Consider the following 15,370-nt stretch of genomic DNA (forward strand, 5'->3'; position numbering starts at 1 on the left):
CGCGAACGGCGGGCGTGGCACGGAACGAACCGCGTCAGCGCCCCATCCGGTTCCAGGCGTCGAGGCCGGCGATCTTGTAGGCCTCGGCGAGGGTGGGATAGTTGAAGGTGTTCTCGATGAAATAATCGATCGTGCCTTTGAGGTTGAGCACGGCCTGGCCGATATGGATCAGTTCGGTCGCCCCCTCGCCCAGGATGTGCACGCCGAGGAGGCGGCGGGTCTTGGTCGAGAAGATCATCTTCATGATGCCGCTGTCGAGCCCCATGATGTGGCCGCGCGAGGTCTCGCGCATGCGGGCGATGCCGACCTCGTAGGGAATGCCCTTCTGGCGCACCTCCTCCTCGGTCAGGCCGGTGGTGGAGATCTCCGGCACCGAATAGATGCCATAGGGGAAATATTCGGGCGGCGGCGGCGGATCGAGGCCGAAGGCGTGGCAGGCGGCCACCCGCCCCTGCTCCATCGAGGTGGAGGCCAGGCTGGGAAAGCCGATGACGTCACCGGCGGCATAGATGTGCGGAACTTCGGTCTGCAGGGTGGCGGGCGTGACGCCGATGCGGCCGCGGTGATCGGTCTTCAGGCCAGCGGCATCGAGGTTGAGCCGATCCGTATTGCCGACGCGCCCGGCCGCGAACATCAGCATCTCGGAGGAGACCTTGCGCCCATCGCCCAGCTTGGTGACGACGCGGCTCTCCTCGCGCTCGATCGAGACGACCGGCGAGCCCAGGCGCAGCGAGACGTTGCGATCGCGCAATTCATGCATGAATTCCTCGATCAGCTCCTTGTCGATGAAATCGAGGAAGCTCGAACGCGGCTCGATCAGCGTGACGGCGACGTCGAGAGCGCTGAAGATGGTGGCATATTCGACGCCGATCACCCCTGCACCGATCACGGTGAGGCTGCGCGGCAGCCGGGGCAGCTCGATGATCTCGTCGCTGTCGAAGACATTGTCTGAATTGAACGGCACGTAATCGGGGCGGAAGGGCCGCGTACCGCAGGCGATCAGGATGTAGTTCGCCGTTACCGTGCTCTTGGTTCCGGTCTCGGTGGTGATCTCGATTTCGTGCGGGCCGAGAAAGCGCGCCTCCCCGCGGGCCGTGCGCACGGTGTTGCGGCTGAACTGGTGCTCCAGCACCTCGACCTCGTGGTCGAGCGTCTTCTGCAGGCGGACCATCAGGTCGGTGGCGCCGATATCCTGCTTGACCCGATAGGCCCGGCCATAGAAGCCACGCTCGCGCCAGCCCGAAAGATTGAGCACCGTCTCACGCAGTGTCTTGGAGGGAATCGTTCCGGTATGCACCGACACGCCGCCGACGCGCCGCCCCTTCTCCACCACCAGGACCGACTTGCCGAGCTTGGCCGATTGTACGGCGGCACGCCGGCCGGACGGGCCCGAACCGATGACGAGCATGTCATAATCATACATGGAGGGAAGTCTCTAGGCCGTTGGAACAAGGTGTCGAAAAGTCAGGAAGTGCCCGGGAGCATCGTCATGCTGCATGACAGCATGAATGCACATAGGGCTGCCGCCTGCCAAGAGACAAGAAAAAATGCCACGGCACTGTCGAACCATCTGCCATGCTGCCGGCAGAATGAAGCACATTTGCCTTCGCCGCGGAGCGGCCTCGCATTCAGGCGCAAGGATTCCTCCCCGACTTCGGGGAGGGTGGCCGAGCGTAGTGAGGTCGAGTGGGGTAGAGTGGTGCGATCTCCCCATTTTCTGACCTGTTGCTCCACTCTCCTCCTTCCGTCGCTGCTACGCAGCGACATCTTCCCCGAAGTCGAGGAAGGATATCTGCGCTCAATACTGAATTCGTCAGATGCACGACTGCGATAGCCGCTTCGCGCATAACGCCGGTCGCGCCCTACCCTGCCCGCCGGCCCGGCAGCACATCCGCGACCGCCGTCGACCATCCGCTATCCGTGTGCTTGGCCCAATAGGCCTCGAGCAGCGCCCTTGTGACCGGCCCCATGCGCCCCTCGCCGACGGCGGCGGCATTGATCCGCGTCACCGGCATGATGCCGCCGGCCGTCGAGGTGATGAAGACCTCGTCGGCTGCCAGCGCCTCGGCCGCCGCCACGACCCGCTCCTCCAGGGGAAAGCCGAACTCGGCGGCGAGTTCGATGGCGCTTTGGCGGGTGACGCCGCGCAGCACGCCGCGATCCGGCGTGGCGATCCGGCCCTGGCGGACGGTGAAGATGTTGAAGCCGGGGCCTTCGGCAAGATTGCCCCCGGCATCCGTCAGCACGGCACTCTGGGCGCCGCGGTCATAGGCGTCGTAGAGGCTCATGACGAAATCCAGCCAGTGATAGTTCTTGACGGTGGGATCGACCGACTCCGGCGGGATGCGGCGGATGTCGGACAGCAAGATCGAAAGTCCGGCCTCACGCTGTTCGGGCTTGAGGATCCAGCCGAAGGGAATGGCAAAGCAGATCAACTGGTTACGGGCCTCGCGAAGATCGCGCGAGAAGGTCGGCGAAGTGCCGCGCGTCAGCACCATCTCGACATAGGCATCCTCCAAACCGGAGCTGGCGACGCATTCGCCAAGGATCTGGACGAGCTTTCCGGGCGAGACCGGCAGCGTGAGGCGCAGCCTGTCGGCCGAGCGCAGGAACCGCTCGACATGGGTGTCGAGGCGGAAGAAGCGGCCCTTCCAGACATGCACGACGTCATAGGTCGCATCCGAATGCAGGAAGCCCCAGTCGAGCACCGAGATCTTGGCTTCCGACATGGGCACGAAGGCGCCATCGATATAGGCTGTTCCGGCAGGATAATTCATGCGACCCCACTCTTGTCCCCGCGATCTCTCATCGGAATCGAACATGCGTGATCTGCGCCCGGCCCTCAAAATAATTCAAGGCTGATGTCGCCCTCCGGTCGGCTCGTTCGTCGTCACGAGAGGAGGCCGGGACATTCGGCCAGGCAAGGGAACCGACGCGATGACGATCACCATCACGGCATTTGAACGATCGCCCGACGGCGGCAAGGGACTGGCGCGCGATACCCGCGTGCGCTGGGCGCTCGAGGAAGTGGGCCAGCCTTACGAGGTTCGCCTGGTTTCGTTCGCTGAGATGAAGGCACCTGCCCATCTGGCCCTCCATCCCTTCGGCCAGATCCCCACCTATGAGGACGGTTCCCTGTCGCTGTTCGAGACAGGCTCGATCGTCTTTCACCTTGCCGAGCAGCATGCGGGCCTGCTGCCTGAGGATCCCAATGCCCGCGCGCGGGCGATCACCTGGATGTTCGCCGCGCTCAACACCGTCGAGCCGCCGATCCTCGACCTGACGACAGCAAGGATATTCGAAGCCGACAAACCCTGGAGCGAGGAGCGCCTGCCGCTGGTCAAGGACCGCGTTCGCGCCCGGCTCGACCAGCTCTCGACGCGCCTGGGCACTGCCGACTGGCTCGACGGGGCGTTCAGCGCCGGTGATCTGTTGATGGTATCCGTGCTGTTGCGCCTGAGAATGTCGGGCCTCCTGGACGAATATCAAAACCTGGCTGCTTACGTCGCTCGCGGCGAGGCCCGGCCGGCCTATGCCAGGGCCTTTGCCGCGCAATTTGCGGTCAACGCCCCATCAGCCCGTTGAAACATGCGCTCGCAGAGCCAAGTCGGTGACCTAGCTTGGCGCCAAGGCGTGGCCACGAATACGCCAGCCGAGCGTGAGCGGCGTTCCCGGCTCGAGTGTGATTGCCGTTCGCACGCCGGCAAGCGCGATGGGATTGTCCGCAGCGGCGATCGCCGATCCGAAATCGAAGGCCGAGGCCACGGGCTCGACGCCGACGCATAGGTGGCGCCCGTTCCAGGGCGCGAACTTGCGCCCGCGATTGCTCATCCATAGCAGGCAGGACGGCAGCTTCGCCGTGTCCCAGGAAAGATCCCAGGCAACTCGGTCGTGCTCGTCGACAAGATGCACGCCGCCCTCGATGCCGCAGAGTTGCAGGATGTCCTCGCGGTCATCGGCGAAGGGTAGCCTGTCGAAACGCTCGTGCCCGCCTGACTTGACTGCGACCTCGGCAAGCGTGGTGAACTTCCTGTCGGGCTCGGCCCGGGCCGCCGCCTCGGCCACGGGATGGCTGAGGCCGAAGCGATAAGGTCCGGGCTCGATGCGGAAGGATCCGGGATTTCCACGCAGGGCGAAGTTGGGGTGAAAGCCGAAAGGCCTGACACAGGGGCGCCGGGCCTGGATCTCGACGGAGACATCGAGCCCGGCCTGCCCGTCGATCGGCCGGATCGTGCGCGTGATCCGCTCGATCGGCGAGTCGCCGGGATAATCGAGGTCGAGGGTGATCACCTCCCGCGTGAGCGACATCAGCTTCCATTCGGAGGCAGCGCTGTAGCCATGCAGCAAATGATCGCTCGGGCCGAGCGGATCGGCGGCCTGCGGCAAGGGAGCATCGACCAGCCCCCTCCAGGCACCGACGAGAGGATCATCGCTGCCATAGAGCCGCCCGAAGGGCAGGCAGGGCCAATCGCCGCGCAGATTCCCCAGGCCCGGCTCGACCGTCTCGCCGGCCGTGATCCAGGGCGCCTCGTGGAAGGGCTCGACGAAGCGCCCATCATCGAGGCGAAAGCGCGTGCGGCCCAGGGCGGCGGCGCCGGCATGTACCGTCACCTGGCCATGCGACCAGTCGAGCGACCAGGTTTGCGGCATGTAGATGTTCCCAAATGTCTAACCGAGGGCAGATCGAGCTGCGATTACAACAGCATGACTGTCCCGCGCTACACGGTTTGAAGTGGCGCAAGCCTTGTCATTGCCGGGCTTGACCCGGCAATCCAGCCTTCCGCTCGAAGCGGCGACGACCGGCTCACTGGATGCCCGGGTCAAGCCCGGGCATGACAAAGTTCACTCCCTTCGCCGGTTCGGCTAGAACTTGAATTCCTCGACATTGGCCGGCGTGACGATCTTGGCGGGACCGAGGACCACCTCGCCCTTCTCGCCCACCGTGTAGTCGCCGAGGCGCCCGGCCTTGAACTTGTCGCCCGGCTTGCCGGCGATCTTGCACTGCGCCAGTTGCTGGGCGCCGTAATAGGTCAGGTAGCCGAGGTCCTTGACGTTCCACCAGATGTCCTGGACGGAGCCGTTCTGGATGTATTTCTTGATCAGGGTGGCAGGAGCGAGCCCCGTCAGCTTGACCTTGCCGAGGCTGCCCGCCTGGTCGAGGGCGCGCGCCGCCGCCGGCAGGCCGATGCCGGCTGGGATGATGATGCCCTTGAGGTTCGGGAAGGCCTGGACGAGCGCCAGGGCCTGCTGCTGATTGACCTGCTCGCTTTCCTGGCCATAGGCGATCTGCACCAGCTTCATCTTGGCGAATTTCGGCTCCTTCATCTTGTTCTTGATGAAGTCGATCCAGGCATTCTGGTTGGTCGCCGTCGGGGTCGAGGACAGGATGGCGAAATCCCCCTCATAGCCGATCATCTGGCCCATGCTCTCCAGCATCATCTCGGCCAGGCTGTCGCCCTTGGCCTGGTTGAAGAACAGTGAACGGGCGGCTTCCGAAACGTCGGAATCATAGGAGACGATCCTGACGCCCTGCTTGGCGGCGCGCTTGAGGGCGGGCGCCACGGCATTGGCGTCATTGCCGGAGATGGCGATGACGTCGACCTTCTGAGACACGAGATTGTTGATGAACTCGATCTGCGCTTCGGCAGTCGCCTGGGACGGCGCCTGCTGGATCACCTTGCCGCCGATCTCTTTCTGCGCCTCTTCCGCCCCGGTCCTGGCGACCTGGAAATAGGGATCGGTGTCGAGCTTGGGCAGGAAGCCGACTGTGACGGGTTCCTTCGCGCATTTCTCGGCTGCGAAAGCCGGCGCCGCCAGGGCGCCCAGCACGATGGCCGTGGTCAGGATCAGATGGGTTCTCGTCGCTTTTTTCATGGCTTGTCTCCTCCTTCACGCCTTTCTCGAGGTCGTTGTTGTCTACGCTTTCAGTCAGGTCGTTCGTTCCGGCCCTTTCGGCAGGCTGGCTGTCTTGAACTTTGCCTGGAGGCCGCCATAAAGGCGCTGGGCCGTGGTGCTGAGCAGCAGCGAGACGATCAGCAAGAGCCCGATCACCGTGCCCTGCGCATCGCCACCGATCTGGCTCAGGCCCAGCACGTTGCGCAGCGTGGCGATCAGCACCAGCGCCAGGAACACGCCGGTGAGCTTGCCCTTGCCGCCGAACACGCTGACGCCGCCGAGCAGCGCGATGGTGATCACGTCGAGCTCCAGGCCGATGGCATTGTCGGCCCGCGCATTGGCAAGGCGGGCAGTGAATACGATGGAGGCAATGGCGCAGATGAAGCCGCTGAGCACGAACAGGCCGAGGCGGATGCGCGCCACCCGCACGCCAGCATAGAGTGCCGCATCGGGGCTGCCGCCGATGGCATAGATGCGCCGGCCGATACTGCTCATCTGCAGGAGGATGGCGAAGACCGGCGCCAGCACGAGGAAGGGCACGATGGTCCAGGGGATCGGCGTATCGCCCAGCGTGTCGATGCCGAAATCGGTGAAGCTCTCGGGAAACTCGTTCACCGAGCCGGTGCCGAGCAGGATGTAGCCGATGCCGCGGAACATCGCCATGGTGCCGAGGGTGACCACCAGCGAGGGCAGGCCGAGATAGGTCACCAGCACGCCGTTGAAGGCGCCTGCCAGGATGCCGGTCAGCAGTGCCAGCGCGATCGCCCCCTCCAGCGGCAGGCCCTCGCGGATCAGCACGCCGAACACCACGCTGCACAGCGCCAGGATGCTGGCGACGGAGAGGTCGATCTCGCGGGCGATAATCAGGAGCACCATCGGCAGCACGATCAGCGCCCGCTCGGATGCGCCTGCAATGGCCTGAGAGATGTTGAAGACCGTGGCGAAGTTCGGCACGGCGAACACGGCATAAGCGAGAACCGCCACCGTCAACAGGGCCAGGAAATTCTCCCAGCTGGCGATCCTTTCGATGAGGCTGGTCTTCATCGCGCCCTCCGTCCCTGATGGGTTCGCCGCCCGATGATGGTATCGACACCGATGGCGAGCAGGATGACGAGGCCATAGACCCCCTGCAGCCAGAGGGGATCGACGCGCACCAGCGTCAGTCCGTTCTGGATCACGAGCAAGGTGAGCGCCCCCAGGGCGACGCCGAGCACCGTTCCGGCCCCGCCCCTGATGGCGACGCCGCCCACCACCACCGAGGCGATCACGGTGAGTTCGAAGCCGAGCGCCACGCGGGCGTCGATGGTGGCATAGCGCGAGGCCCACAGGGCGCCGTCGAAGCCGGCCAGCAGGCCTGCCAGCATGAAGGCCCCGAGCACGAGGGCCGTACGGCGGATGCCGATCAGGGCAGCGCCGTCCGGATTGGAGCCGATGGCATAGAGCTCCCGGCCGACAGGCCAGTGCCTCAAAATCAGTCCGATCACGACCAAGCAAGCGAGAGCGATGAGGATCACGGCTGGAATGCCGGCGATGCGGGCGCTGGTCATGTCGAGCCAGGCCTGTGGCACCTGGTCGGCGCTGATCTGGCGGCCGCCCGCCCACAGGCTGTTCAGGCCCCGGAAGACCGAAAGCGTCCCCAGGGTGACCACGATGGCCGGCACGCGCCCAAGGGTCACCACCAGCCCGTTGAGGGCACCGCAGGCCAGGCCGACCACACAGGCCACGCCGACGCCCAGAAGCACCGAGCTGTCCGGGTGGGCATGCATGAAGCTCGCCGCGCCATAGGCCGAGAGGCCGATCACCGAGGCCACCGACAGGTCGATGTTGCGCGTGAGCAGGACCAGCATCTGGGCCACGGCGACGATCATCAGCAGCGCCGCGTCCATGGCGATGGCTGTGAGGTTTTCCGGGCTGACCATGCGCGGATTGAGGAACATCACCGGCAGGACCACGGCGGCCATGGCCCCAACCAGCCCGACCTCGCGCCGGCGCAGCAGCGCCTTGAGCCAGCCCGCCTTGGCCTCATCGGCCTTGGTGGCGTCATCCCGCGATGCCAGCGCCGGTTGCTTGTCCGCAATCACCCCGCCGGCATCCGTGGCCGCGCGTATGACCTTTTCCTGGTCGGCCTCCTCGCGGGTGAAGGCGCCGGCCATCCGGCCTTCGCGCAGCACCACGATGCGGTCGCACATGCTGACCAGTTCCGGCAGCTCCGAGGAGATCAGGATGATCGCCAGCCCCTGCTGGGCAAGTTCCGCGATCATGGTATGGACTTCGGACTTGCTCTCGACGTCGATGCCCTGGGTCGGCTCGTCGAGGATCAGCAGCCTGGGCTGGGTGGCGAGCCATTTCGACAGCACCACCTTCTGCTGATTGCCGCCCGAGAGTGTCTTCACAGGCTGGTCGAAGCTGCGGAATTTCAGCTTCAGGCGCTTGAGATGCGGCTCGACCAGGGCCAGCTCCTGCCGGCGCATCACCAGCCCGGCCATCGTCGCCTTCTCGATCACCGGCAGGGAGGCATTGTCGAGGATGGGAAAATCCATCACCAGGCTCTGGCCGAGCCGGTCCTCCGAGACATAGGCGATGCCGGCGGCCATGGCGGCGGGCGGATCGGCAAAGGCCACCGCCTTGCCCTCCATCTCGATGCGGCCCGCCGTCGGCTGGTCGATGCCGAACAGCACGCGGGCGATCTCGGTGCGCCCGCTGCCCACCAGCCCGCCGAGGCCGACGATCTCGCCGGCCCGGACATTGAAGGAGACATCCTCGAACGCCCCTTCGCGCGACAGGCCGGAGACGGAGAGCACCTCCTGGCCGGGTTTTGATTCCCATTGCGGATAGATGGCCTTGAGCGGCCGCCCGATCATCATCTGCACGGCCTGGTCGCGGTCGAGCTCGGCTGCCTGCCTCACGCCGATGAGGTGCCCGTCACGCAGGACGGCGATGCGGTCGGCAATCCGGTAGATCTCCTCCATGCGATGGCCGACGAACATCATCGCCACCTGCCGGGCCTTGAGGTCGGCGACCACGGCGAAGAGACGCTCGACTTCGCGCTGGGACAGCGCCGCGGTCGGCTCGTCCATGATCAGCACCTTGGCATTGACCGACAGGGCGCGGGCGATCTCGACCAATTGCTGCTCGGAGGTGCGCAGTTCCTTCAGCGTGTCCTCGGGCGAGCACTGCAGCCCGACCACATCGAGCAGCGCGCGCGCTTCCTCGCGCATGCGTTCATAGTCGATGCGTCCCAAGGCACGCTGCGGCATGTGGCCGACGAAAATGTTTTCGAACACCGTCAGGTCACCGAACAGGCCGGGATGCTGGTGCATCACCGCAATGCCGCGTCGTTGCGCTTCGAGGGGCGACCAATGCTCCACCGGATCGCCGCCGATGGTCACCGCACCCTCGTCCGGCCTGTAGACGCCGGCAAGCAGCTTGACGCAGGTGCTCTTGCCCGCACCGTTCTCGCCCAACAGGGCCAGCACCTCACCGGGCAGGAGATCGAAACTGGCGTGGGAAAGGGCGATCGTTCCTCCGAAGCGCTTGGAGGCGTTCACCAAGCCGGCGGCCGCGACGGGGGACGCGATCGAGGCTCCGAAATCCTCATCCGCCAGGCTGCTCTTCATGGCCTTGCCCGCCGGCGACGATGCGACCGAGATGCGCCCATCATCAACGTCCCCTCACCTTTAATTATTAAAGCAAATGGATATATCGATGACCCCAAACTGTCAAGCGCATGCCCTCTCGCCTAAGCGGCCCCGATATAGGTTCTCAGGCTGGCGCGCCCGATGCCCGGCGCCTTGGCCTTCACCAGCGTGGCGCTGTCCGGCGCGAACATGGCATAGAGCGGCAGGATGGCTGCGCCGATCGCTGCGGCGCGCGGCCCCATGGTGCCGACCGCGATCTCGGGCGCGAACAGGCCTTCGGGTACGATCTCGCCGAAACGACGCGACACCGCTTCGACCGTGCGCTGCAGGATGGCCGCCGGCAGGATGCCGTCGATCACGATGGCCGAGACATCGACCACGGCGATGGCACCGACGATGGCCTGAGCCAGGGCATCGGCACAGTCCTCGACCCACTCGCCGAGAAAGGGTTCGGCCTTCTCGCCGATTTCGTCGAGCTCGAGAGCCCGGCGGATCGGCACGCCGTTCTCGCGCAGATGATTGGTCAGCACATAGATCGACGCGCGGCGCAGCAGGATCTCGAAGGGTCCCTTCGGCGCCGGCACGCTCGACAGCAGCGAAGGCGTCACCGGATAGGGACCGAAGGCCGCCGAATTGCCGTTCGGGCCGGTCTCCAGATTGCCGTTGATGATCAGTCCACCACCGATGAAGGTGGAGATGAACAGATAGATGAAGTCCCGGACCTCCCGGCCCCGGCCATAGACCAGTTCGGCTGTCGCCGCGCCGGAGGCGTCGTTCTCGAAGAACAACGGCAGGTCGATGCTGTCAGCAAGGCCCTTGGCAAAGTCGAAATCCTCCCAGGCCTGGGTGATCGAGGCCGGCATGCCCAGTTCCTTGGTCCAGCTATCCATGAAATAGGGCATCGCCACCCCGACGCCGACCGCGCGGCTGCGCAAATCGGGCGCCAGGCCGGCCCGGAAGGTGCGGACATAGGCGGCCGCCAGCTCCGCCACCATCTGCGGCTCGGGATATTCGTATTCGCTGGTTTCCATGCGCAGGGTGCGGCCGGTGAAATCGACTAGCACGGCATCGAAGGCCCGCCGGCCGACATGCAGGCCGATCGAGAAGGCGCCGTCGGGCGCCGGCGCATAGAGGGTGGAAGGCTGGCCGACCTGTCCGGCGCGCTTGCCCTCATGGCGGACCAGCCCGACTTCCTCGAGGTGGTCGACGATGACGGCCACGGCCTGGGGCGTGAGATTGGCGGAACGGGCGAGCTCTGCCTTGGAAGCCTGGCCAAGGCGCTGCAACGCCTCGAGCACCACGCGCTCATTGTAGCGCCGCACCTGGACGGAATTGCTGCCCTTGCGGCTCGCGGGCGCGTTCGGCTGGGACATGATCGCCATCGTGCTCCAAGGAATGAAGGATCTCGAGCCGGAAAGATCCTTCAATTATTAAAGCACTATGCTTAATTATCAAGGGGGACGTCCCGGGACCGCAGGCACCCTGCCCGCTCTTGAAAAACTCTGACTACGCAGGAAAAGCGAATGCGGGCGAGGACGCCCGCGATCTCTGGAAACCTATCGCGCCGCCGTCTGCGCATAGGCGCTGCCGAAGCGATTGGCGAGGAAGGCCGAGAGCGCGATATCCTCCTGGCGGATGAAGCCCTTCTGCGGCAGCTCGCCCTTGGCCAGCATGTCCAGCACGGCGCAGATGGCCGAGGCCGTCGTCACCTGGATGGCGCTGCGCAGGCGCGAGCCGACGCGGCGGTTGTAGATCTTGTTGGCATAGGTTTCCTGCACCAGATGGCCGTGGCGCTTGCCACTGACGGTAACGAAGATCACCACCACGTCCTGGATCGTCGCCGGCAGGGCATTTTCGAGAATGTCCTTGAGCACGTCGCGGCGATGCCGGAGATCGAGGTCGTTGAGCAGCGCCTTCATGATCGCCGCATGGCCGGGATAGCGGATGGTACGGTAGTTCAGCGTGCGCACCCGCCCCAGATAGGTCTCGCACAGGCTGCCGAGCCCGCCCGAGGTGTTGAAGGCTTCATAGGTGACGCCGTCGAGCGAGAATTCCTCGCGCTCCTCCATGGCGGGCACCTCGACGCGATGACCGTCGACGATCGCCTCGCAAGGCTCGCAATATTCGTTGATGACCCCGTCCGTCGACCAGGTCAGGTTGTAGTTGAGCGCGTTGGAGGGATATTGCGGCAGGGCGCCGACGCGCATGCGGATGGAATCGAGGCTGTCGAACTGCTGGGCGAGATCGTTGGCGACGATCGAGATGAAGCCGGGCGCCAGGCCGCATTGGGGGATGAAGGCGCTCCTGGCCGAAGCCGCGAGGTCACGCACCCGCCGCGTCGAGGCGACGTCCTCGGTCAGGTCGAGATAATGAACGTTGGCGCGCGCCGCCGCCTCGGCGATACGGGTGGTGAGATGGAAGGGCGCGGCGCTGAGCACGGCATAGGCACCGTCCAGGACGGTGCGCAGGGCTGCTCCGTCCTCGAGATCGAGTTCACGCTGCTCCACGCCCGCCGACAGTTCGGCGCCCTCCAGTTGCGCGGCCGACCGGTCGATCACCGTGACTTCATAGTCCCCGCTGACCGCCAGGATATCGGCAATGCATGCGCCGATCTTGCCTGCTCCCGCCACCACGATCTTGCGCATTGTCCGCCTCCCCTGCCGTGTTTCCCTGAGCAAAGCCTAGGCCTGCCTCCCTGCTTTTCGAAGCCTGCATTTTGACGAAATGCCGAACTATCTTTGCACAATGCCATCCGCTATATCGTCGTTATGACGACGCCCGCCGATGACGCCCTGATTGCCATCCTGCGCGAGAACGCCCGCGCCTCCACGGCCGAGATCGCCCGGCGCCTCGGCGTTTCCCGCACCACAGTGCAGAGCCGCCTGGCTCGTCTCGAACATCGCGGCGTGATCGCCGGCTACACCATCCGGCTTTCGGAGGAGCATACCCGTTCGCTGCTGCGCGCCCATGTGCTGCTCACCACCGTGCCCAAGCTGATTCGCCAGGTGGAGGCGGGCCTGCGCGAGATTCCGGCCGTACGCACGCTGCATTCGGTCAGCGGCAATTTCGACATGATCGCGGTGATCGAGGCTCGCTCGGTCGGCGAGCTCGACGAACTGGCCGATCGCATCGGCGCGCTGGAAGGCGTCGAGCGCACGTCGACCTCCCTCATCCTGTCGACGCGGATCGAACGCTAGGGCGTACCGAAAAACGCGCGCCAGACCCAGAAAAACCATGCAATAACAATGATTTACGATAACGGGCTCGATTTCGGAATCGAGCACGGCCGTGTGAGGCGTGTCCCGGCACCGACGGATATTCGACGATCCGCGTTCAGTTTCGGTTCAGCCGCAATCGGGATGATGGCGGCCCAATCAAGAGAGGTCGCGATGCTCCTGCGCAAGAAACTGATCAGTCTGGCTGGTACGCTGATGCTCGCCGTCTCGCCCACGGCGATCGTGCTGGTGCAGGACGCGCTGGCGCAGGATGCCCAGGCGCCCACCACGGAAGCGCCCGCGCCGGGTGCCAAGCCCTCGATCGAGGACGTGCTGAAGCGCCACAAGAAGGGCGGCGGCCAGGATGGCGAGGGCGCGCCGGCAAAACGGGCCGCTCCCGCCGAATCGCAGGACCAGGACGGCGGCGCTCCGGCTGCCAAGCCGAAGCGGCAGAAGCCGAACGCCGAGCAGGACGGCGCAGCATCCGGTTCAGGCGGCGACGAAACGCCTGCCGCCAAGCCCCGCCGCCAGAAGCCGACCCCCGGGGCCGCCGGCCAGGACGCGCCCGGCGAACCCGCGCCCGGCGAAGCGCCCCCCGCTGCCAAGCCCAAGCGCCAGAAGCCGGCCGCCGATTCGGCCGGCCAGGAAGCTCCCGGCAAGCCAACCGCGGGAGAACCTGCACAGGAGGCCCCGGCTGCAAAGCCCAAGCGCCAAAAGCCCACAGCGCCTAGCGACACCACGGGACAAGACACGCCCGCAGCAAAACCCCGCACTCCGGCCGAGCCGGATGCGGATCAAGGCAGCGGCAACGCCCCCACGCAGACCAAGCCCGTCCAGCCCAACCCCGTCCAGCCCAAGCCTGTGCCCCAGCAGCCCGCCGCCGGCGACGGCCAGCCGGGTGCAGGACAGGAAAACGGTGGCACGCCCGAACCGCGCGGCAAACGTCGCGACCGTACCCAGGGCCAGCCCGGCACTGAGGGGGCGCCGCAGGGCCTCGACAACGGCCAGCCGGACAGCCGCCCCCTGGATGGTCGCCCCAGCGGTCGCAACCAGCTCCCCGGGCAAGGCGGGATTCCCCTGCCGGCCGACGGCCCACAACAGGGTCAGGAAGGCCGACCGGGCCTTCCGCCGCAGCCGGAGAACGGCAGCCAGCAAGGCCAGGGCCGCCCCCTGCAGGGTCCGGTCGACCGGGCAGCGGAGCAGCGCGCCATCGGCCTGCTGGGCGATGCCACGCCGCCCGATCGCCTCAACGACCAGCAATTGCGCCAGCGCCTCAACGTCTACCGCTCGGCCCTGTCAGCCGGAAACCTGTCGGAAGCCACCGAACAGGCCCTGATCCAGCGCCTGAACGGCGCGCGCGCCGCCCTGCGCAACCGCGTGGCCGACCAGGAATATGGCGGCGAACAGCAGCAAGGCCAAAGCGGGCAGGGCTCGCCCTTCGGCCGCTCCCAGTTCCGCCAGGGCTCGCCCCGGCCGCAGGACATCCCGGCCATCCTGGCGGACCGGCGCCCTTCCAACGTGCTGACCGTCGACCAGCTCAACCGGCGCATCCTGGTCTATCGCGATGCCGCCAACGACCAGCGCTACAACCCCGAGGACCGCGAGGCCTTCGCACAATATCTGCAGGACGATCGCAACGACCTGCGCCGCCGCCTGCTGAGCGATCGCGGCCAGCGCACCGATCGCCTGCGGCGCTATGAAGGCGACGGACGCTTCGACGTGGACATCAATCCGCGCGGACAGCGCTATCAGAGCGTCTGGGCCGCGGAAGTCGACGACGACCAGATCGAGCAGCAATTCGCCTCCCGCCCGCTCAAGCCGCTGCCGCGCCGTTATGCACGGTCCGAATTCCTTGCCCAGCCCGAAGCGGTGATGGAACAGCCGGCCATCCGCCAATCCATCCCGAGCGTGGAACTGGACACCATTCATTTCGGCTTCAACGAATCATTCGTGCGCGAGGAGGAGATCGCCAATCTCGACCGCATCGGCCGCATCATCGAGCGGATCGTGGCCGCCCATCCCAATGAGGTCTTCGTGATCGAGGGCAACACCGATGCGGTGGGCGACGATGCCTATAATCTGCGCCTGTCCAAGGAACGGGCGGAAGCCGTGAAACAGGCCCTGACCCAATATTACGTGATCTCGCCCGACAACCTGGTCACGGCGGGCCTCGGCGAGCGCTATCTCAAGATCCCGACGCCCGAGCCCGAGCAGGAGAATCGCCGCGTGACCCTGCGCCGGATCACGCCCCTGCTGCAAAACTGACGGCATAAAATCTACCCTCCCCTGGAGGGATCGGCACTTCCTCTTGGAAGTGCCTGGGGTCGGCCTACAGGGCCGGTGTGGGGTGGCTTTTCGCATATGATGTGAAAATTTCACGCCAATCTTCTGAAGACAAACGGCCAATTCAGCCTGCCCCGAGGCTTCGCCTCGACCCTCCCCCTTCCAGGGGAGGGTAAGCCCCTGCCGCTTTTGCTTGCCATCCTCGGTCCTTTCGCTTAAATCCCGCGGCGCGGTGGCCGCAGGTCTCCGCATCTCCTCGCCTCATGCAAACAGCCACGGCCGGGACCGCATCCTGGCCCGCTTTTGTGCGGCGTCCCCTCATCGAGAGCGTCTTACCAA

General features: G+C 65.6%; 11 protein-coding genes. 3 read left to right on the forward strand and 8 right to left on the reverse strand.

From position 1 onward, the window contains the following. Nucleotides 1-34: 34 nt before the first annotated feature. Nucleotides 35-1,423, reverse strand: a complete 1,389-nt coding sequence (gene sthA, locus ACTJKX_RS09665; protein ID WP_311937363.1) for a Si-specific NAD(P)(+) transhydrogenase — start codon at nucleotides 1,421-1,423, stop codon at nucleotides 35-37. 439 nt (nucleotides 1,424-1,862) lie between these two features. Then, nucleotides 1,863-2,777 carry an aminotransferase class IV gene (locus ACTJKX_RS09670; RefSeq protein WP_440725128.1) on the reverse strand — a complete coding sequence of 305 codons (915 nt, stop codon included), beginning with the start codon at nucleotides 2,775-2,777 and terminating at the stop codon, nucleotides 1,863-1,865. Between the two features lie 160 nt (nucleotides 2,778-2,937). On the opposite strand from ACTJKX_RS09670, the gene ACTJKX_RS09675 reads away from it, so the two are divergent. After that, nucleotides 2,938-3,585: a glutathione S-transferase family protein gene (locus ACTJKX_RS09675; RefSeq protein ID WP_440725129.1), complete on the forward strand. Its 648-nt coding sequence runs from the start codon at nucleotides 2,938-2,940 to the stop codon at nucleotides 3,583-3,585. Between the two features lie 30 nt (nucleotides 3,586-3,615). On the opposite strand, the gene ACTJKX_RS09680 is transcribed toward ACTJKX_RS09675, so the two are convergent. The 6 genes from ACTJKX_RS09680 to ACTJKX_RS09705 form a co-directional block, all read right to left on the reverse strand. Then, on the reverse strand, nucleotides 3,616-4,650 hold the full coding sequence (locus ACTJKX_RS09680; RefSeq protein WP_440725130.1) for a hypothetical protein: 1,035 nt from the start codon (nucleotides 4,648-4,650) through the stop codon (nucleotides 3,616-3,618). Between the two features lie 213 nt (nucleotides 4,651-4,863). After that, nucleotides 4,864-5,874 carry a rhamnose ABC transporter substrate-binding protein gene (locus ACTJKX_RS09685; RefSeq protein ID WP_394314250.1) on the reverse strand — a complete coding sequence of 337 codons (1,011 nt, stop codon included), beginning with the start codon at nucleotides 5,872-5,874 and terminating at the stop codon, nucleotides 4,864-4,866. A 54-nt stretch (nucleotides 5,875-5,928) separates the two neighbouring features. After that, nucleotides 5,929-6,939 (reverse strand): ABC transporter permease, encoded by a 1,011-nt coding sequence (locus ACTJKX_RS09690; protein ID WP_367624850.1) that lies wholly within the window; start codon nucleotides 6,937-6,939, stop codon nucleotides 5,929-5,931. Further along, a complete protein-coding gene (locus ACTJKX_RS09695) occupies nucleotides 6,936-9,512 on the reverse strand; it encodes an ATP-binding cassette domain-containing protein (protein ID WP_440725131.1) in 2,577 nt (858 codons plus the stop codon). Before ACTJKX_RS09695 ends, ACTJKX_RS09690 begins: the two co-directional genes overlap by 4 nt. Before the next feature lie 122 nt (nucleotides 9,513-9,634). Then, on the reverse strand, nucleotides 9,635-10,906 hold the full coding sequence (locus ACTJKX_RS09700) for an ROK family protein (protein WP_440725132.1): 1,272 nt from the start codon (nucleotides 10,904-10,906) through the stop codon (nucleotides 9,635-9,637). 183 nt (nucleotides 10,907-11,089) lie between these two features. Beyond that, complete coding sequence (locus ACTJKX_RS09705; protein WP_311937392.1) at nucleotides 11,090-12,178, reverse strand: saccharopine dehydrogenase family protein; 1,089 nt, start codon at nucleotides 12,176-12,178, stop codon at nucleotides 11,090-11,092. Between the two features lie 123 nt (nucleotides 12,179-12,301). Between ACTJKX_RS09705 and ACTJKX_RS09710 the strand changes: the two genes are divergently transcribed. Then, a complete protein-coding gene (locus ACTJKX_RS09710; RefSeq protein WP_068293722.1) occupies nucleotides 12,302-12,730 on the forward strand; it encodes an Lrp/AsnC family transcriptional regulator in 429 nt (142 codons plus the stop codon). Between the two features lie 192 nt (nucleotides 12,731-12,922). Beyond that, nucleotides 12,923-15,013 carry an OmpA family protein gene (locus tag ACTJKX_RS09715; RefSeq protein ID WP_440725133.1) on the forward strand — a complete coding sequence of 697 codons (2,091 nt, stop codon included), beginning with the start codon at nucleotides 12,923-12,925 and terminating at the stop codon, nucleotides 15,011-15,013. Nucleotides 15,014-15,370 lie beyond the last annotated feature (357 nt).

The organism is Labrys sp. 22185, from assembly GCF_052045555.1.
GTDB lineage: Bacteria > Pseudomonadota > Alphaproteobacteria > Rhizobiales > Labraceae > Labrys > Labrys neptuniae.

Coding starts and splice junctions, on each gene's coding strand:
- ACTJKX_RS09710 (WP_068293722.1), top strand. CDS start 12,302: ATGACGACGCCCGCCGATGACGCCCTGATTGCCATCCTGCGCGAGAAC.
- ACTJKX_RS09690 (WP_367624850.1), bottom strand. CDS start 6,939: ATGAAGACCAGCCTCATCGAAAGGATCGCCAGCTGGGAGAATTTCCTG.
- ACTJKX_RS09675 (WP_440725129.1), top strand. CDS start 2,938: ATGACGATCACCATCACGGCATTTGAACGATCGCCCGACGGCGGCAAG.
- sthA (WP_311937363.1), bottom strand. CDS start 1,423: ATGTATGATTATGACATGCTCGTCATCGGTTCGGGCCCGTCCGGCCGG.
- ACTJKX_RS09680 (WP_440725130.1), bottom strand. CDS start 4,650: ATGCCGCAAACCTGGTCGCTCGACTGGTCGCATGGCCAGGTGACGGTA.
- ACTJKX_RS09695 (WP_440725131.1), bottom strand. CDS start 9,512: ATGAAGAGCAGCCTGGCGGATGAGGATTTCGGAGCCTCGATCGCGTCC.
- ACTJKX_RS09705 (WP_311937392.1), bottom strand. CDS start 12,178: ATGCGCAAGATCGTGGTGGCGGGAGCAGGCAAGATCGGCGCATGCATT.
- ACTJKX_RS09700 (WP_440725132.1), bottom strand. CDS start 10,906: ATGTCCCAGCCGAACGCGCCCGCGAGCCGCAAGGGCAGCAATTCCGTC.
- ACTJKX_RS09685 (WP_394314250.1), bottom strand. CDS start 5,874: ATGAAAAAAGCGACGAGAACCCATCTGATCCTGACCACGGCCATCGTG.
- ACTJKX_RS09670 (WP_440725128.1), bottom strand. CDS start 2,777: ATGAATTATCCTGCCGGAACAGCCTATATCGATGGCGCCTTCGTGCCC.
- ACTJKX_RS09715 (WP_440725133.1), top strand. CDS start 12,923: ATGCTCCTGCGCAAGAAACTGATCAGTCTGGCTGGTACGCTGATGCTC.